Here is an 18,509-nt window from a genome sequence, read left to right on the forward strand (position 1 = left end):
CAATCGAGACCATCGCCGATCCCACGCCGGGGGAGGGCGATGTCGTGGTCAAGGTCGGCCGCTGCGGCATCTGCGGTTCGGATCTGCACATGACCGAGGACCCGGCTTACGGCCAGGGCGCCGGTTCCGTGCTCGGCCATGAATTCGCGGGCGAAGTCGTTGCTCTCGGCAAGGGCGTGGAAGGCCTGCGGACCGGCGATCTCGTCTCGGTCATCCCGCTGCAAAGCTGTGGCCAGTGTCACGCCTGCCGCGCTGGAAAAGTCCAGTGGTGCGAGAAATTCGGGCTTCAGGGCGGCGGCTATGCCGAATACGCCCTGACTCGCCCGAACCAGTGCATGCGCCTTCCATCCAGCGCCAGCCTCGCCGATGGCGCGATTGTCGAACCGCTGGCCGTCGCGCTTCATGGCGTCGCGCTCAGCCGAATGAAGATCGGTGACCGTGTTTTGGTCCTCGGTGCTGGCCCCATTGGCCTCGCTGTCGCCTTCTGGGCACGGCGGTTCGGGCAGGGCGCGTGGTCGTGCAGGACCTTGCCGAATGGCAGCGCGATCGGGCGCTACAGATGGGCGCACACGATTTCGTCGTCGATCCCGCCGACCCCGTCGGTAGCGCTGAGAAGGCGCTGGGTGGCAAGGCTGATGTCGTGTTCGAATGCGTCGGCATGCCCGGCCTGATCGCCCAGGCGGTTGATCAGGTCCGCAACGATGGCACGATCACGTTGCTCGGGCTCTGCACCCGTCCCGACAGCTTCAACAGCTTCGCCATGCTGTCGAAGCAGGTGAAGCTGGTGACGTCCGCCTTCTTCACGCGGCAGGAATACGAAGCTGCGCTCGATGCGCTTGATCGCGGCGCCGCCGAACCGCGCCTGCTGGTGACCGACACGATTTCGCTGGATGCAACGCCCGACGTGTTCGAAAGCCTGCGCAAGCGCACGCATCAGTGCAAGGTGCTGATAAGTCCCGGCGAATAAGGCGTCGGGCAGGAGATTATGACGATGGCAATCACATCCCTTGCCGGCCGCAATGCCTTCATCACGGGCGGGGCTTCCGGCATAGGCCTCGGGATTGCCAAGGCTCTCGCCAAACGCGACGCATTCATCATAATCGCCGATTTGCGGCCAGATCACATCGGTAAGGCCCTCAGGGTACTGGCGTCCGAAGGTCTCGGCGAAAGCGTGATCGCCATGGAACTCGACGTTACCGACCGCCAGGCTTACGCCGAAGCAGCACGGCGTCTCGACGACGAACTGGGCGGCGTGGACATTCTGGTGAACAACGCTGGTGTCGGGGTAGAAGGGCCGGTGCTCGAGGCAACTCATGCTGATTGGGACTTCGGCCTTGGCGTCAATCTCGGCGGCGTGGTCAACGGCTTGCAGGCGGTCCTGCCGCAGATGATCGCGCATGGGCGCGGCGGCCATGTCGTCAACACTGCCTCGCTCGCGGCAACGGTTGTAATGCCGGGGCACCTTGCGATCTACGCCGCCAGCAAGGCGGCCGTGCTGAATCTGTCCGAAAACATGCGGGCCGATCTTGCCGCCAAGGGCATCGGCAGCAGCGTCCTCTGTCCGGGCTTCGTGCGCTCCAACATTCACGAGGCGGCTCGAAATCGGCCAGCGCATCTGCGTGAGGGCAGCGGTTTCGCTGCATCCGAACAGGCCTTGGCAGAGCGCGTCGTCGGCAGCGACTGGATGGACCCTGATCTCGTTGGCGAAATGGTCGCGGATGCCATACTCGCGAACGATCTTTACATCGTCACCCATGGCCAGTTCGCAAATCGGATGCGCGAGCGCGCCGAGGCCGTGTTGGCGGCCACGCCCGAAAGCGCCCTCCAGTTCTGATTTAATCACAATTTCCCCGGTGGCGACATTCGGCAAGCCCACATTGCAATCGATTGTTGTTTTTGCTCTGCGCATGTGACATGGTTGTTCCAACGGGTCCGTGAACCCGACGGGAGAGTTCGCGCATGCACGAAGGAAACAGTATCCGCAGGCCGCATCTGCCACTGGCGCGGATATTGGAAATGAATCTCGGCTTCCTTGGCCTGCAGTTCAGTTTCGGCCTGCAGCAGGGCAACATGGGCCCGATCTACAGCTACCTCGGCGCTGACGAATCCCAGCTACCTATGCTCCAACTCGCGGGCCCGATTACCGGCCTCCTGGTGCAGCCTATCATCGGCGCGATGAGCGATCGCACAGCCAGCAAGTGGGGCCGTCGCACCCCGTACTTCCTGATCGGCGCCGTGCTCTGCTGCCTTGGCCTGTTCTTCATGCCGCTTTCCAGTTCGATCCTCATGGCGATGTCGCTGCTGTGGATCCTCGATGCCGGCAACAACATCACGATGGAGCCCTATCGCGCCTATGTCTCTGATCGCCTGAACCCGGATCAGCGCCAGGCCGGCTTCCTTTCGCAGAGTGCATTTACCGGTCTCGCCCAGATGCTGGCTTTCCTCACGCCGTCGCTCCTCGTCGGCTTCGGCATGAATCAGGACTGGGTCGACAGCCACGGCATTCCCTACACCGTGCGCATCGTCTTCATGATCGGCGCTGTGCTGTCACTGACCACCATCCTGTGGTCGGTTCTCCGTGTTCCCGAACTGCCCCTGACTGCCGAGGAAGTGGCCCACATCAAGGCGCAGCCCAAGGGCGCCTGGGCCACCCTGCGCGAAATCGGCGAGGCGATTGCCGACATGCCGGTGGCCATGCGCAAGCTCGGGCTGATGAGCCTGTTTCAATGGGTCGGAATGTCCGGCTACTGGACATACGCCGTCTATTCGATCAGCCGCACGGTCTATGGCACCGCCGATGTCCATAGCAGCGCGTTTCACACGGCAGTCCTGACCAACGGCGAAGTTGCGGCGTTCTATAACGCCATCTCGTTCGTCACCGCTTTCGCAATGGTGCCGCTGGTCAAGCGGATCGGGCCGGGGCCGCTTCACGCGCTCTGTTTGTTCGTTGGCGGCGTGGGGATGTTCCTCCTGCCCAACGTCACGGACAAGGCCCTGCTGTTCCTGCCGGCAATCGGCATCGGGCTGGCGTGGGGCAGCATCATGGGCAACCCTTATGCGATCCTCACCAACTCGATCCCGCCGCAGCGCACCGGCGTCTACATGGGTATATTCAACATGATGATCGTCATCCCGATGCTGCTGTTTGCGGTGGTGATGAGCAGGCTCGACCTCGGCTTCGTGTCCATCGGCTTCGATGCCTACAAGCTCGCGCTCGGCGGCGATCCGCGAAACATGCTGATGTTCTGCGGTGTGTCGCTGGCGCTGGCGGGACTCTCGGTGCTGTGGGTCCGCGAAGGCCGGGTCAGCGCGATGCCGCAGCCAGCAGCAGCAGCCTGATGACGCGCCCGATTGTCCTGAATGCGGGCGACGGCTCGCTGGTCTGGGACGCGCCAGACGGCGGGTCTCCTGTATGGCGCCACTTTGGCCCCACGGTAGCGGTCGATAGCCTGCCGCTGCTGGCCGAAACCCGCGGCCCTGCATCCTACTCGCTCGACGAGGACGTGCCGCTAAGCGTAGCACCAGTCTCTGGCTTGGGTTGGTTTGGGCCGGAACTGCTGCGGATCAGCCGGAATGGCAGTGCGCTACCAGTGGCATTTACCTCCTGTGAAATCGCGGAAAGCCAGAACGCGGTCACGCTGCGGCACCGCGACGAAATTGCCGGTGTCGAACTGAGGCAGGTTTTCGAGGTCGCCGGCACAGCATACGTATGCCGCAACAGCCTTCACAACGCTGGCGCTGAACCTTTCACCGTGGAATGGCTGGCCAGCGCGCTGCTTCCACTCACTGCCACTGCCCGCGAGATCCTGTCCTGGCGCGGCCGCCACAATGCGGAATTGGTCGAGTGCCGCGAAGCCATGCCGCAGCAGACTTGGGCACGCGAGGTCCGTCGCGGTATCTCGGGGCACGGCGGTCCGGGCGGGGTCTACGTTCTGGACGAGGGCGCCACACTCCACACCGGCACCGTCCGCGCGCTGCAACTGCCATGGTCCGGCGACAATCGCATCGCCATAGAGCGCGACGACGAGGGCTTCTGGACCCTCAGCGCCGGCGCCTTGCTCCAGCCGGGGAAGTAACCCTTGCGCCGGGCGAGAACTGGACAGCGCCCGATGCCATCTTCGCAGTTTCCACCACCGGGCGAAACGGTGCAGCATCGGCATTCCACGAGGCGGTGCGCGCTCGGCTGCAGTGGCCGGACGGCGCGATGCGGCCGCGCCCTGTTCACCTCAATTCCTGGGAAGCCTGCTACTTCGATCACGACGAAGAGCGCATCGTCGCTCTCGCCGAAGCGGCTGCATCGGTCGGCGTGGAACGCTTCATCCTCGACGATGGCTGGTTCCGCAATCGCGACGACGACACCGCCGGCCTCGGTGACTGGACGCCCGATCCGCGCAAATATCCGAACGGTCTCAAGCCGCTGGCTGACCGGGTAAATGCTTTGGGCATGGAATTCGGGCTCTGGGTTGAGCCGGAGATGATCAATCCCGACAGCGACCTCTACCGCGCACATCCCGACTGGGCATTGTCGCTGCCGGGAAGGGCAAGTCCAACTGCGCGCAATCAATTGGTGTTGGATCTGCGACGCGAGGACGTTCGCGACTATCTTTTCGGGTGTCTCGATAGGCTGTTGACCGAGCTTCCGATCACCTACCTCAAGTGGGATCACAACCGCGATCTTGCGCCTGCCGGTGGTGCCGCTCAGCTTCGTGGAGTCTATGCTCTGCTCGCGAGAGTTCGCTCTTCGCACCCGGGAGTTGAGGTAGAGTCCTGCGCCGGCGGTGGTGGCCGAAATGATGCCGGAATGGCCGACTTCTGCCACCGCTACTGGACCAGCGACAACATCGATGCCGTCAGTCGGATCGGCATACAGCGCGGATTTCTCTCGTTTTTACCGCCCGAAGTAATGGGATCGCACATCGCCGCGAGCCCGGCGCACGCCACCGGTCGTCGTCACTCGCTTGCCTTTCGTGCCGCAATGGCAATGACCGGCCACCTCGGCGTCGAAATGGACCCGCGCACCCTTTCCGACACCGAACGCGCCGAACTGGCGGACTGGATTTCCTTTCACAAACAATGGCGTGACTTGCTCCACCAAGGCCGCGTCTGGCAGGGCGAGAGCTCAGACGGAGTCCTCTGGCAGGCGCAAGGCCGCGAGGACGAACTCCTCCTGTTCGTTATCCGCGCAGAGCCGCCAGCGGATCGCCGACCTCAGCCGGTTACCCTGCCTTTTTGCGGAAAATCAGGGGCTTGGGGCGTTCGGCTGCTCCGCATTGCCGGTGGCGAGGGTGGCCATGCGGCTCACAGCGCACCGTTCTTCAAAGCCACGAAGTCAACGCCCCAGAGCCTGCCAGCCAGCTGGCTCAGCAACGCCGGCCTGCCCTTGCCCCCGTCAAAGGCAGAGACCGTGTCCATCTTTCACATGCGCAAACGCGCCTGAAGTTCTTTTCGAGAAAGCTTGCAATGTCCCAAATTTCCGTTCCGGTTCAGACTGATGCTGCCTTTGGTGCAAGCCGCTGGGCGCCATCTGGTTACGGCAATCCGCCCCGGATTCCGCTGATCGGCAAATCCGATGTCGTCCGCCTGTTCGATCACCTCGACCTGTGGGACTGCTGGCCGCTCGCACATGAGGACGGACGAACGGCTGAGCACAACGGCCGGAACTGGTGGTTTTTCTTGTCGTCTCCGGTCTTTGCTGACCCGGTCGAGCGCCACGGCCACGCGCGTATCCGTCTGATTTCATTCGGTAACGATGGCTGGACCGATCACGGAAATGCCTTTCCGGACGGCTTCACTCCGGGAAGCCGCGAGTGGGCGGGCTCAGCCGTTTTGATGGACGACGGGCAGACCGTACAACACTTCTTTACCGCCGCCGGCCGCCGCGGGGATCCACAGGAAACTTTCGAACAGCGCCTGTTCGTAAGCGAGGGCACGCTCAACGCCGATGGCCCCGGATCATGGCGCGAGCCGCGCGAGATCGTCGTGGCCGACGGGGTCCGTTATGTGCTCGACCGGCAGGACAGGGGGGCACCCGGCCAGATCAAGGGCTTCCGCGACCCTGCCTGGTTGCGCGACCCGGCCACGGGCAGGGCGCATATTCTGTTCACCGGCAGCGCGGCGTGGTCAGATCACCCCTTCAACGGGAACATCGGGATCGCGACGTTGCAGGAGGGTAGGTGGATTCTCGGTGATCCGCTGATCGATGCAGTTGGCGTGAACAACGAACTCGAAAGACCGCATGTGATCGCTCGCGACGGGCGATACTATCTCTTCTGGTCGACCCAGACGCATACTTTCGCGCCCGAGGCAGTGGCGGGACCGAACGGCCTTTATGGAATGGTTGCCGACAGCATGGCTGGGCCATGGCGGCCGATCAATGGCACCAGTCTGGTTGCCGCCAACCCCGACGCGGAGGCGAAGCAGTCCTACAGCTGGTGGGTTACCGGCGAGGGCGTGGTGTGGAGCTTCGTGGACTACTGGGGCATGGAAGGCCGCACCATCGCCACGAACCCCGAGTTGCTGCGCAGCAACTTCGGCGGAACGCCAGCGCCCCGTTTCCAGCTGCGGTTCGATGGCGACAGCGTGACCGTCGCCTGAAACGTCAGGCGCTTTCGCGCTGGATCAGCTCTGGCTGCATGATGGTGGAGGGCGCGTCTTCCCCGGCGATGCGTCGGCGCAGGGCATCGACCATGGCGCGAGCGCCCGCAGCAATGTCCTGCCGCACGGTTGTCAACTGTGGCACCATGCGCGTGGCAATGGGCAGATCGTCAAAGCCGGTCACGGCAACCTGATCAGGCACGGAGATTCCATGTTCGTGCAGCAAGCGGATCGTCGTCATCGCGATGATATCGGACGCACACACGATCCCATCCACAGCACCGTCGAGGTCGGCAAGGTGGCTTGCGATCTGCGCTGCCATTTCCTCGCTGGCGAGATGGGTGGGGAAGCACACCAGGGATGCGTCGAGCGCCTTGGCGACTTCCTGCTCCACGCCGCGCTGGCGTTCCGCGATCTCGGGACCGTTGGGATCGCCGAAAAAGGCCAGGCGCTTGGCCCCACGCGCCAGCAATCTCCGTGCCGCAAGCGCGCCGCCAGCCGCGTTATCGACGCCCACTGTGCATTGCGCCTGTCCCTCACGATGGCTGCCCCATACAACGAGAGGGCGGTAGTGTTGCGCGACGCGCTCGATCACGTCGAATTGGTTGGACTGCCCAATGACCAGCGCGCCATCAAGCATGCCGGAATCGACGATCCGGTCCAGCCATTCGTCGTCACCGGGTATGACGCGCGACAGCATGAGGTCATGGCCGCTTTCGGTAAGTTCATCGGCCAGGTAGCCGAACAGGGTCATGAAGAATGGGTCGGAAATGTGCTGCCGCCGCTCGTGACCGAGCGGAATGACCACGCCGATCACTCCGGTTTGCTGCGTTCGGAGCCGCCGCGCCATCTGGTTCGGACGAAAGCCGTGCTCGCGCGCCAGTGCCTGAATACGCTCACGCGTCTCCTTGTTGACGAGTGACTTGTCGGCCAAGGCGCGGGAAACGGTTCCGGCAGAGACGCCTGCTATCCGCGCAAGCTCTGCAATGTTCCTGATCTTGCCGGGTTTTTTCACATCGTCCATGTAGTTTGCATGTCCTGCACAAGCGCTTCTGCGCGCGGTCATGCGCAACGCCCCTCGCGAGATTGATGCGATGTTATCGGCGCGCGTGTCAATGATTTAGGTGGCTTGGAGATCGGTGAGGATGGGCATGGTGTGGCGTATTGAGCACAAGTTTCTGCAAGTATGCAATCGATTGCTATTTCGTGTTGCAAACGATTGTAGTCGGTCTTAGGGAGAGGGTGACTGATTCCTGCAGACGCTGCAGGAGCATCTTGGTGGGAGGAAATATGAAGCTTACACCCCTCTACGGCTGTGCCTCGCTTGTCGCGCTCTGCAGCGCGATGACGGCCATGCCCGCATTCGCACAGGACGCTGCGCAGGCTGACAGCGCCGAAGCCGCACCGGAGACAACCGGTCTCGATGCAATCGTCGTGACTGCTTCGGGTCGCGACAAGACCCAGCTCAACAGTGCAGTGTCGGTCAGCTCGATTTCGTCGGAGACCATTCAGGCCATCCGTCCGACTTCGGAAGCCGAAGTGTTCCGCGCCATCCCGGGTATCCAGGTTGCCGGTACCGCCGGCCCAGGCGGTAACTCGAACATTGCTGTGCGTGGTCTTCCGGTCGCCACTGGCGGTTCGCCGTTCGTGCAGATCCAGGAGGATGGTCTTCCGACCGTGCTGTTCGGCGACATCCAGTTCGGCAACAACGACTACTGGACCCGCTTCGATGGGTCGGTGCAGAATATCGAAGGTGTGCGCGGTGGTTCGGCCGGCACCTTTGCTTCGCAGGCACCGGGCGCGGTCATCAACTACATCAGCCACACCGGCAAGCAGGAAGGCGGCTTCGTCTCGATCAATCGCGGCCTCGGCTACGACGAAACCCGCGCCGACTTCCGTTATGGCGGTCCGATCAACGACACGATGTACTTCCACATTGGTGGTTACGTAAAGAACGGCCGCGGTCCGCTGAAGGCTGACTATACCGTGTCTGACTCGTTCCAGATCAAGGGCAACCTGACGAAGGAATTCAACGAGGGCCGCGGCTATTTCCGTCTGAACTTCAAGGTGGCCGATACGCAGGAGCCGAACTACACCGGTGCACCCGCACTTGCCACGATCACCGGCAAGAAGGTAACGAACATCCGCCCCTATCCGGGCTTTGATGGTCGGGATTCCTCGAACTACTCGATCTACAATCAGGACTTCCTGATCTACAATCGCGAGGGCAACCTCGAGCGCGTGAAGATGGACGGGATCACCACCAAGGCGCAGTCCTTCGGTGGCCAGTTCCACTACGACTTCGACGGCGGCATCACTGTCGACAACAACATGCGCTACACCAACATGAGTGGTGCGTTTGCCTCGCCGTTCCTCAACACTGCGCTCACCTCGTCGGTGCTCGGTTCGACCGTCAACGGCAGCACCGTTGCTGCGATCCGTTATGCCAGCGGACCCAAGGCCGGGCAGCTGTTTACCGACCGCTATCTCGACAACAACGTCAACGTCCGCACCAACATCCGCGACATTGGCAGCTTTGCAAATGACCTGACCCTGGCTGGCAAGTTCGACGTCGCCTCGGGCAAGCTGACCACCCGCGCCGGTCTGTTCTACATGAACCAGAAGATCGCGATGGACTGGCACGTCAACAAGTCGCTGCGCGAACTGAACGGTGACAACCCCTCGCAGCTCGACCTGTTCGACAGCGCGGGCAACAAGCTGACCCAGGCCGGTACGTCGGGCTATAACAACAACTGGGGCGAATGCTGCGCTCGCGATTACGACCTGTCGTATGCAAACACGGCTCCGTACCTCTCGCTCGATTTCGACCACGATCAGTTCGGGCTCGACGGTTCGGTCCGCTTCGAGCGCATCAAGTCGACCGGCTATGCCATCGGCGGCGGGGCCGAGTTCCCGATCAACAGCAACGGCGTGACCATCCCTGCGATCACCGCGAATGGCGTTCGCGAGAACCTGAACTACACCCGCAGTTACACCTCGTGGACCGTGGGCGGCCTGTTCAAGGTCACGCCGAACGTGACGATCTTTGCCCGCACTTCTCGCGGTGGCCGCTTCAACAGCGACCGCCAGACCCTAGGCGGCAAGATCCGCAACGACGGTGCTCTGTGCCGTGCGAGCGACATCGGCAAGAATGGCTGCTCGGCAGATGGCGTGACGCCTTCGGTTGACTTCGTCACGCAGCACGAACTGGGCATCAAGAGCCGTGGCGATCTGCTCGGTGGGCAGTTCACGATGGAAATGACGCTGCTCAAGGGCAACTTCAAGCAATCGACCTATGAGCTTTCGGCCACGCGCTGCCCCGGCGGTTCGGGCGGTTGCGTCATCGACGCCAAGTTCAAGTCCACCGGTGCGGAACTCTTCGCAACTTATCGCAATGGTGGCTTCAGCTTCGTCGGCAACGCCACGTACTCGAAGGCCAAGCGGCAGTCGGCGGGCGCCACGTCCTACACGCGTTCGCCGAACCTGCCTGACCTGATCTACACGGCATCGGCCAACTACGACATCGGCGATATTGCCACTGTCGGTATTGCCATGACCGGGCAGACCAGCGCGATCGACGATGGCGGGTTCGAATATCCGGGCAAGGCGATCTTCAACCCGTCGCTGCGCGTCTATCCGATGAAGGATCTCGAACTCGGCCTGCAGGTCTACAACGTGTTCGATACCTTCGACCTGCGCGGCAACGGCGGCATTGCTGATCCGACCACCAACCCGGTCGTCATCGGTGGCGCTCCGGCACTGGGCCGTACGGTCTCGGCTTCGGTCCGCTACAACTTCTGATGCTGGCGGGGGAGCGCGCGTATCGCGCTTCCCAGCCACTTCGGGTCGCATGAGGGAGGGGCGGGGCGCAATTCGCGTTCCGCCCTTCCGTTCCAATATCGCCGCAAGAGCGATAGGAAAGAAGGGACGCCAACGAGAGGCATGCCGGAATGAGCAGTATCGCATGAGCAACCCTGATCTGATGATCCGCTCTGTCGCCGTGATTGGTGGTGGCACCGCAGGATGGATGACTGCTGCGGCCTTGGCGCAAGCGCTGCGGCACAATTGCAGCATCACGCTGGTGGAGTCCGAAGAAATCGGCACTGTCGGCGTGGGCGAGGCGACTATCCCGCCGATCCGCACCTTCAACGAGACCCTGCAGATCGACGAGCGCGAGTTTGTTCGCAAGACCAAGGGCTCTTTCAAGCTGGGCATCGAGTTCGTCGACTGGGGCAGCCTTGGCAACAGCTATTTCCATCCGTTCGGTCCGCACGGCCGGGCGTTCGATATCGTCAACCTGCACCATTACTGGCTGCGGGCGCGCGAAGCCGGTGAGGCCGCGCCGTTGGACGAACACTCGATGGCTTGGGCACTGGCAAAGGAAAACCGCTTTGCTCCGCCGATGCCGGATCAGCGCAATGTGCTGTCCACCTTCGATTATGCCTATCACTTCGACGCCGGACTCTACGCGAAGTTTTTGCGGGAGTACTCCGAAGCCAAGGGCGTCACGCGCATCGAGGGGAAGGTTGCCAGCGTGCAGCAGAACGCCGAAACCGGCTTCGTCACGGGGGTGACGCTTGATGACGGTCGCAAGATCGAGGCCGAGCTGTTTGTCGACTGCTCGGGCTTTCGCGGCCTGCTGATCGAAGGTGCGCTCAACGCTGGCTACGAGGAATGGACGCACTGGTTGCCGTGCGATCGGGCCATGGCGGTGCCGTGCGAGAATGCCTATCCCTTGACGCCCTATACGCGGTCGACCGCGCGGGAAGCCGGGTGGCAATGGCGCATTCCGCTGCAGCATCGCACCGGCAACGGCTATGTGTTCTGCAGCCAGTTCCTGTCCGAGGACGAGGCGGCGGAGAAGCTGTTGTCGCGCCTTGATGGAAAGGCGCTGGCAGATCCGCGTCCGCTGCGTTTCGTTACCGGACGGCGCAAGTCGTTCTGGGAGAAGAACGTGATCGCAGTGGGTCTGTCGAGCGGATTCATGGAGCCGCTGGAGTCGACCTCGATTCACCTGATCCAGGCCGGCATCTCCAAGCTGCTTGCGCTCTTCCCCGACCGCACCTTCGATCCGATGGTGATCGAGGAGTACAACCGCATCGCCATCAACGAGTACGAGCGGATCCGCGATTTCCTGATCCTGCACTACAAGCTCACCACGCGCGATGATTCCGAGCTTTGGCGCTACTGCGCAGCGATGGCTATTCCCGATACGCTCAACACCAAGGTCGAGCATTTCCGCCGTTACGGCCGTCTTGTGCAGCGCGATGCCGACCTGTTCGGCGCGCCGTCCTGGCTGGCGGTGCATATCGGGCAGGGCAACATTCCCGAGCGGACCGATCCGCTCGCCGACTACCGCGGAATCGACGGACGCGAGTGGTTGGGCAAGCTCCGTGCCGCCATGCACCACGCAGCGCTTCAGCAGCCTACCCACGAGCAGTTCATCAAGGCCAACTGCGCAGCATGAGCGAGGCGCAAGCCCTGTTCCAACGCGCCATTGCCTTGCGCGAAGTGCAGGACCTTGGCGGTGCGCTTGACGCGATCCTGCTGGCAGCCAAGGCCGTTCCGAACGATCCAAACGTGGCGCTGGGGCTCGCGCAGATCTCGTTCGAGGCCGGGCTGAATGCTGCGGACCTCTATGCCGATGCTGCAAGATTGCAGCCCCAGCGGATAGACCTTCAGCGCAGCCGCGCCGCAGCCTTGGCGGCGGAAGGACGGCTGACAGAAGCAGAAGCTCTACTGGAAACCGTGCTGGCCGCCAATCCCGGTTGGATCGAGGGCCATCGCTGTCTTTGCGGAATGCGCGCGACGGCCGGCGATCCGGACTTTGCGCGCAGCTTTTCTGCCGCGATCGAGCGCGATCCGGCCAACTTCGGCCTGAGGATGGCGTGGTTCCATGTGCTGGCCACGGCCCGGCAATGGGAAAGCGCCCGCGCTGTCATCACCGACGCCGAAGCGGCATTGGGCGAACGCCAGGCATCGCTGCTCGGCAAGCTGTTCCTTGCCAGCGAGAGCGGTGAAGCGGCTGAGAACGCGGCATTGTTCGACGGTGTGGAGCATGTTCAGGATGTGGGACTCGATCTCGCCCGCGTGAGGCACTTCCTGCGCGGCGGACAGATCGAGCGCGCGCGCGACGTCTGTCTGCGCCACGCTGGCACTCCGCCGATGCGGGCCTTCTGGTCCTATCTCTCCCTCGCGTGGCGGCTCCTCGGCGATGCCCGCGTTGATTGGCTCGACGGCGGGATGCGCGATGTGCGTTCGTTCGATCTCGGCTTCAGCGCTGAAGAACTGGCTGAACTGGCACGAACGCTCCGTCAGTTACACACAATGAACGAGCCATGGCACGAACAGTCCGTTCGCGGTGGCACCCAGACCGAACGGCCTCTTCTCCTGCGGATCGATCCCGTGATCGCTGCAGCAAGGAGCAAGATCGAAGCCGCAGTCGCGCGTTACATTGATGAATTGTCGCCGCCTGACGCCACACACCCACTGTTCGCCGCGCCGCGAGGCCGGTTCCTGTTCGCCGGCAGCTGGTCAGTGAAGTTGCGCCCCGGCGGCTATCACGCCACGCACACGCACCCGATGGGCTGGATCAGTTCCGCGCTATACGTGACCGCGCCGGAGGCGTCGCAGCGGGGACCGGCGCCGGCAGGTTACCTGCAATTCGGCAACCCGCCGCCCGAACTCGGGCTGGGGCTTGAGCCTTATGGCTCGGTCGAACCAAAGCCTGGCCGGCTCGTGCTGTTTCCCTCGACCATGTGGCACGGCACAGTGCCGTTCACCGACGGAGAGCGAATGACCATCGCTTTTGACGTCGTTCCCGCCCAATCGATGCCCAATTCGCCCGAAAAGGCCTGAGATGCGCCCTCGTTATCATTATGCTCCCGCCGCCAACTGGCTGAGCGATCCCAACGGCCTCGTCTGGCAGGATGGCGAGTGGCACATGTTCTACCAGTACAATCCCTTCGGCGAGGAATGGGGGCACATGTCGTGGGGGCATGCCGTTTCGCCCGACCTTGCGCATTGGCAGGAACTGCCGATCGCTTTGGCGGAGGAAGACCAGACCATGATCTTTTCGGGCTCGGCTGTGATCGATCATGCTGGCAGTGCGGGTTTGGGACATGGTGCGATAATCGCGATCTACACCGGCGCAAGAACGGATCGACAGCACCAGTTCCAATGCATTGCCGCAAGCAGTGATCTGGGGCGGACTTTCACCAAGTATGCAGCGAATCCGGTGCTGGATCGCCAGATGGCAGACTTCAGAGACCCCAGCGTGTTCTGGCATGAGCCGACGCGGCGCTGGATCATGGCCGTGGTTCTGTCCGACGAAAATCGCGCCTTGCTCTATGGATCGGACGACCTGAAATCATGGCAAGAGCTGTCCGAGATACCGACGGACGGTGCTCCGGGGCACTTGTGGGAATGCCCATTCCTCGTCGAATTGCCTGTTGAAGGCACGGATCAGACGCGCTGGCTGTTCAAGGTCGATGTGCTTTCAGGCGCACCGGGATCGGGCGCTCTTTATCGGGTCGGCAGCTTTGATGGTGTTCGGTTCACGGCCGAAAGTGCCTGGCTGGTGGCTGACCATGGCGATGAGTTCTACGCGGCAATTGGCTGGATCGAACCGCGTGATCGCTTGGATCGGCCGACGTGGATTGGCTGGATGGGTAACCATGCCGTGCAGAAGCACTTGCCGCTGCAGGGCTGGCGCGGCGCGATGAGCCTGCCTCGCAGGCTTTCCTTCAGACGCGGCGAGGGCGGTTTCGTCCTCGTCCAGTCGATCGAACGATCATGCCGCGCCTTGTTCGGCGATGCCGAGAAGATCGAACTGGACCATGGCTGCTTTCCGCTGCCGAGTTGCGCCATGCTGACGGCGGATGCTGGCGATTGGGCGTTCACGCTCTCCGATGACGCGGGCCGCTCGCTCGCTTGCGTTTGCAAAGGAGGCAGGATCGAGGTCATCCGCAAGGACGCGGTGACGCCACAGCTTGATCACAGGAGCGAAATGGCGCTCACCGGCGTCGGGCCAGTCGAGATCTGGCTCGACTATGGCAGCATCGAGATCGTCGCTGGGGCAGGGGCGGACTGCCTCACCTTGCAACATCGCCTTGCCGGTGAGGCATGGGCGCTGCGTGGCACCGGCAGGCTCTCTGCCCGTTACCTCGCCTCGAGCGCCTGACGGCCCAGTTCGATGGCGCCGGTGATGCCGGCATCATCGCCAAGGCCCGGGGTGACGATGTAGCCCTGTAGCCCGGAGTCGAGGCGTGGGTGCTGGACATAGCCATTAATCTTGGCAGCCGTGGCCTTGCGCACAGATTCAACCAGCCCGGGCGCCTTCATCACGCCACCGCCGAAGATCAGCCGGTCCGGCATGTGCAGCAGCACGAGCGTCGAGGCGAGGTGGGCGATGTAGTCGGCCACGATGCCCACTTCCTCTGACCCGAGCTTGTCGAGGCTCGTGCCCCAGCGCTTTTCAATGGCTGGTCCACAAGCCAGGCCTTCAAGGCAGTCGCTGTGATAGGGCAGATGCCAGGGAAGGGATCGCGCGAGGCATCGCGCGGAGGCTGGATGTGGCCACTTTCGAAATGCGAAATGCCCATCAGCGACTGCCCGTCGCGCACCACGCCGGTGCCAACGCCTGTTCCGATGGTGGTATAGGCGAGCGTGCGACAGCCTTGTCCGGCCCCGGCCATCCATTCGCCGATCGCAGCGCCGTTCACGTCGGTGTCTACCTTGATTGGGGCGCCAAATCCGGACAGCACGTCGTGAAACCGTGCGCCTGACCAGCCCGGCTTGGGCGTGGTGGTGAAAGTGCCGTATGTGGATGACGTCGGGTCGATATCGATCGGGCCGAAGCTTGCCACACCGAACGCCGCGATCGGACCATGTTGCGCGCTGGCTTCTTCAAAAAAAGCCTGCATCGCTGGCCAAGTCTCGGCAGGCGTATTGGTCGGCATGCGCGTGCGGGCGAGGATTTCGCCCTCATGCGTGGCAAGGGCAAGCACGAACTTGGTGCCGCCGGCTTCGACCGCTCCGATCAGACCTTTGTCGCTCATTCGCTTGTCACTTTCGCATTTTCCTTCACCAGCATCATGGCCGCTGCAGCCGCCGTCATCATCAGTGCTGCAACCAACATCGTCCAACGCGGCTCTCCGGGGAAGAAGCTGCGCATCACGCCGCCCATCAGTGTAGCGACTACGAGTTGCGGTATGACGATGAAGAAATTGAAGATGCCGATATAGATTCCGAACTTTCGCGGCGGCAGCACTCTCGTCAGAATGACGTAGGGCATCGACAGCACGGATGCCCAGGCAATGCCCATCCCGACCATCGGCAGCAGCAGCGCATTCGGATCGCGGATCAGTAGAATCCCCACGAAGCCCGCTGCCCCGCATAGCAGCCCGACCGCGTGGGTCGCAGCATTACCAATGCGGCGGGCCAGGACGGGCAGCAGGAACGCTGCAAGCGCGGCAACGCCGTTGTAAAACGCGAACATGATGCCGACCCAGTCCGCGCCTGCGTTATAGGCAAAGCTGGTCGTGTCGGTCGCGCCGAATGCCTGCGCGGTGACCACCGGCGTCGTGTAGATCCAGACGATAAAGAAGCCGATCCACGTGAAGAACTGCGCAAATGCCAGTTGGCGCATCTGGACGGGCATCTGGGCAAGATCGCTGACGATGTGCGCCAGCGCGCCCTTGGCCGACGTGGCACGAACGCCAATCTGGATCAGTCCGAAGGCACACAGCCCGGCACCAAGGACATAGAGTTGCTTGTCGAGGGCGAGCGTTTCGACCAAGCCGAGCATGAGAATCCCGGCAATCACCCAGAACGGCCCACGGCGCGGATAGATCAGTGGCTGGTGCTCTCCGCCCTGATTGTGGTCGGAGTCGGCATCGAACTCTGCCATCTCCGCAGGCGAGTATTCGCGCACTCGTAGCACCGTCCAGCCAACGCTGAAGATCATTGCTGCCGCGCCGAGATAGAAGCTGTAGCGGACGGACGGCGGGATCACTCCTTCAGGAGCGACGTTGGCAATCCCGAGCCAGTTGAAAAGCGCCGGCGCGAGGCTGCCCAACACGGCGCCAGCCCCGATAAAGCACGTCTGGAAGGCAAAGGCCTGCGCGCGCTGGTCGTCCGGCGTCATGTCTCCGGCAAAGGCGCGGAACGGCTCCATCGCGACGTTGAGCGAGGCATCGAGGAGCCACAGAAAGGCCGCGGCGAGCAGGAGCAGCCCGGTGTTGGGCAGGCCGATCAGCGCCAATCCGGCCAGAACGGCACCGGCAAGAAAATAGGGGCGACGGCGGCCGAGGAAGCCCCATGTGCGGTCCGAATGATACCCGATCAGCGGCTGCACGATCAGGCCGGTGACTGGTCCTGCGATCCACAGGAAGGCGAGATCATCGACGGAGCTGCCAAGTGACTGGAAAATGCGGCTGACGTTGGCGTTTTGCAGTGCGAAAGCAATCTGGATACCAAAATAGCCGAAGCTGATGTTCCACAGTCCCCAGAAGCTCTGCCTTGGTTTCTCCCTTGCGGGTTGGCGGATCGAGGTGGTCATCAGCTCTCCATGGGGCGCTATTCGTGCGTCAGGTGGCCGTCTCGCGCGGCCATTGCATTGCAATCAGGCCGTGCGAAGTTGCAGAAACCGGACGTTCCTGCAATCGATGCGCATACGAATACCAAGACCGCCGGCGGATCAACCACCGCTGCTTGCGCGAACCACTAGCCGGGCCGGCAGCACGCGGGGATTGCCTGGGCGGCCTTCGACTTGCGCGAGAACGCTTTCCACCAGCGCTTCGCCAGCCAGGCGGATATCCTGCATGATCGTGGTGAGCGGAGGTGACGTGAAGGCCGCGGCCGGAATGTCGTCAAAGCCGACGACCGCGACTTCTTCCGGAACCGAGAGTCCGGCTTCGGAAAGTGCACGCATGGCGCCTACCGCAATGAGATCGCTGGCGGCAAAGATCGCATCGAACGGCGCCTCCCGCGACAGGAGCTCGCGCGCGGCGTGATAGCCGTTTTCTTCCGATGAGACGGCGTCGACGAGCAGGGCCGGGTCTGGTGAGAGGCCTGCTGTCACGACAGCTTTGGCAAGGCCTGCATAGCGCTGTTCGAATTCCGGATAGTGCGAATCCGCTTGGCCGAGGAACGCGATCCGCTTTCGTCCGCGTGCCAGAAGGTGCTCGCCCGCAAGCCGTCCCGCGCCGAAATTGTCCGACCCGACCGTGGCTCCGATTGTGCCGTCGTCAACCGAGCCCCAGCGTACGAAATGCGTGCCGGATCGGAGCAACTGGCGTAGCCGCGGCTCGTATGCCGTATAGTCGCCATAACCAAGCAGGATCAGGCCGTCCGCGCGATGGCTGTCCTGGTATCGCTTGTGCCAATCGTCATCCAGTTTCTGGAACGAAATGAGCAGGTCCAGCCCGCGATGGGCGCAATGCCGCGTGATCGACCCGAGCATGGCGAGGAAGAACGGGTTGATGTTGGATTCGTCCGGCGTTGGGTCCTCGAAAAACAGCAGAGCCAGCGTGTTTGACCGTTGCGAGCGCAGCGACGAAGCGTTCTTGTCGACCGTGTAGTTGAGTTGCCGAGCGATGGCCTCGATCTTCTGCCGCGTTGCGAGACTGACCGACTTGCTGCCGCGCAACGCCCTGCTCACAGTGGGCTGTGATACGCCGGCAAGGTAGGCAATGTCGAAACTGGTTGGTTTGTTGGAAGGCCTGCGCCCCATATCCCGATCACTCCCACCGCCCGGTGTGGTCCCGTGGTCGGTCATCGCCGACTTTATGCGCGATGTTTCGGTCATGCAATGGGGTGGCGGCTGCGCCAGTCGAATCGCAAGGAAAACGTCCATTTTTTAAGCGTTTTGCGCGCAGCTCGAGCGTTGCCAAATAGCATCATCTGAAACCAAT

The 18,509-nt window shown here is 62.6% G+C and carries 13 protein-coding genes and 2 pseudogenes; 11 read left to right on the forward strand and 4 right to left on the reverse strand.

Annotated features, from left to right (window positions below; translation table 11 throughout):
• Positions 1-89 precede the first annotated feature (89 nt).
• From C7W88_RS23725 to C7W88_RS12280, 7 genes and pseudogenes are all read left to right on the forward strand, one after another.
• Positions 90-281: pseudogene (locus C7W88_RS23725) on the forward strand (alcohol dehydrogenase catalytic domain-containing protein); the annotation flags it as partial.
• A 236-nt stretch (positions 282-517) separates the two neighbouring features.
• Positions 518-967, forward strand: a complete 450-nt coding sequence (locus C7W88_RS23730) for a zinc-binding dehydrogenase (protein WP_240344624.1) — start codon at positions 518-520, stop codon at positions 965-967.
• 24 nt (positions 968-991) lie between these two features.
• Complete coding sequence (locus C7W88_RS12260; RefSeq protein WP_162896026.1) at positions 992-1,834, forward strand: SDR family NAD(P)-dependent oxidoreductase; 843 nt, start codon at positions 992-994, stop codon at positions 1,832-1,834.
• A gap of 182 nt (positions 1,835-2,016) precedes the next feature.
• Entirely contained in the window at positions 2,017-3,339 is a 1,323-nt protein-coding gene (locus C7W88_RS12265) for an MFS transporter (protein WP_240344626.1), read from the forward strand.
• Positions 3,339-4,076 (forward strand): glycoside hydrolase family 36 N-terminal domain-containing protein, encoded by a 738-nt coding sequence (locus C7W88_RS12270; RefSeq protein ID WP_118073744.1) that lies wholly within the window; start codon positions 3,339-3,341, stop codon positions 4,074-4,076. The genes C7W88_RS12265 and C7W88_RS12270 overlap by 1 nt, the downstream gene beginning before the upstream one ends.
• A complete protein-coding gene (locus C7W88_RS12275; RefSeq protein ID WP_162896027.1) occupies positions 3,986-5,437 on the forward strand; it encodes an alpha-galactosidase in 1,452 nt (483 codons plus the stop codon). The genes C7W88_RS12270 and C7W88_RS12275 overlap by 91 nt, the downstream gene beginning before the upstream one ends.
• A 23-nt stretch (positions 5,438-5,460) precedes the next feature.
• Positions 5,461-6,594, forward strand: a complete 1,134-nt coding sequence (locus C7W88_RS12280; RefSeq protein ID WP_118073746.1) for a glycoside hydrolase family 68 protein — start codon at positions 5,461-5,463, stop codon at positions 6,592-6,594.
• A gap of 4 nt (positions 6,595-6,598) precedes the next feature.
• On the opposite strand, the gene C7W88_RS12285 is transcribed toward C7W88_RS12280, so the two are convergent.
• The gene (locus tag C7W88_RS12285) at positions 6,599-7,660 is read right to left on the reverse strand and encodes a LacI family DNA-binding transcriptional regulator (protein ID WP_118073747.1); all 1,062 of its coding nucleotides are present in this window, start codon (positions 7,658-7,660) and stop codon (positions 6,599-6,601) included.
• A gap of 224 nt (positions 7,661-7,884) precedes the next feature.
• On the opposite strand from C7W88_RS12285, the gene C7W88_RS12290 reads away from it, so the two are divergent.
• The 4 genes from C7W88_RS12290 (at position 7,885) to C7W88_RS12305 (ending at position 14,776) form a co-directional block, all read left to right on the forward strand.
• Positions 7,885-10,395 (forward strand): TonB-dependent receptor domain-containing protein, encoded by a 2,511-nt coding sequence (locus C7W88_RS12290; RefSeq protein ID WP_118073748.1) that lies wholly within the window; start codon positions 7,885-7,887, stop codon positions 10,393-10,395.
• Between the two features lie 163 nt (positions 10,396-10,558).
• Entirely contained in the window at positions 10,559-12,061 is a 1,503-nt protein-coding gene (locus C7W88_RS12295; protein WP_118073749.1) for a tryptophan halogenase family protein, read from the forward strand.
• Positions 12,058-13,452 carry a putative 2OG-Fe(II) oxygenase gene (locus C7W88_RS12300; RefSeq protein WP_118073750.1) on the forward strand — a complete coding sequence of 465 codons (1,395 nt, stop codon included), beginning with the start codon at positions 12,058-12,060 and terminating at the stop codon, positions 13,450-13,452. The genes C7W88_RS12295 and C7W88_RS12300 overlap by 4 nt, the downstream gene beginning before the upstream one ends.
• Before the next feature lies 1 nt (position 13,453).
• Positions 13,454-14,776, forward strand: coding sequence for a glycoside hydrolase family 32 protein (locus C7W88_RS12305; RefSeq protein WP_118073751.1), 1,323 nt, complete (start codon positions 13,454-13,456; stop codon positions 14,774-14,776).
• On the opposite strand, the pseudogene C7W88_RS12310 reads toward C7W88_RS12305, so the two are convergent.
• The 3 genes and pseudogenes from C7W88_RS12310 to C7W88_RS12320 form a co-directional block, all read right to left on the reverse strand.
• Positions 14,755-15,653: pseudogene (locus C7W88_RS12310) on the reverse strand (ROK family protein). The gene C7W88_RS12305 and the pseudogene C7W88_RS12310 overlap by 22 nt on opposite strands.
• Entirely contained in the window at positions 15,650-17,155 is a 1,506-nt protein-coding gene (locus C7W88_RS12315) for an MFS transporter (RefSeq protein WP_118073752.1), read from the reverse strand. Before C7W88_RS12315 ends, C7W88_RS12310 begins: the two are co-directional and overlap by 4 nt.
• A gap of 138 nt (positions 17,156-17,293) precedes the next feature.
• Positions 17,294-18,328: a LacI family DNA-binding transcriptional regulator gene (locus C7W88_RS12320; protein WP_118074753.1), complete on the reverse strand. Its 1,035-nt coding sequence runs from the start codon at positions 18,326-18,328 to the stop codon at positions 17,294-17,296.
• Positions 18,329-18,509 lie beyond the last annotated feature (181 nt).

Origin of the sequence: Novosphingobium sp. THN1, assembly GCF_003454795.1 — a bacterium.
GTDB lineage: Bacteria > Pseudomonadota > Alphaproteobacteria > Sphingomonadales > Sphingomonadaceae > Novosphingobium.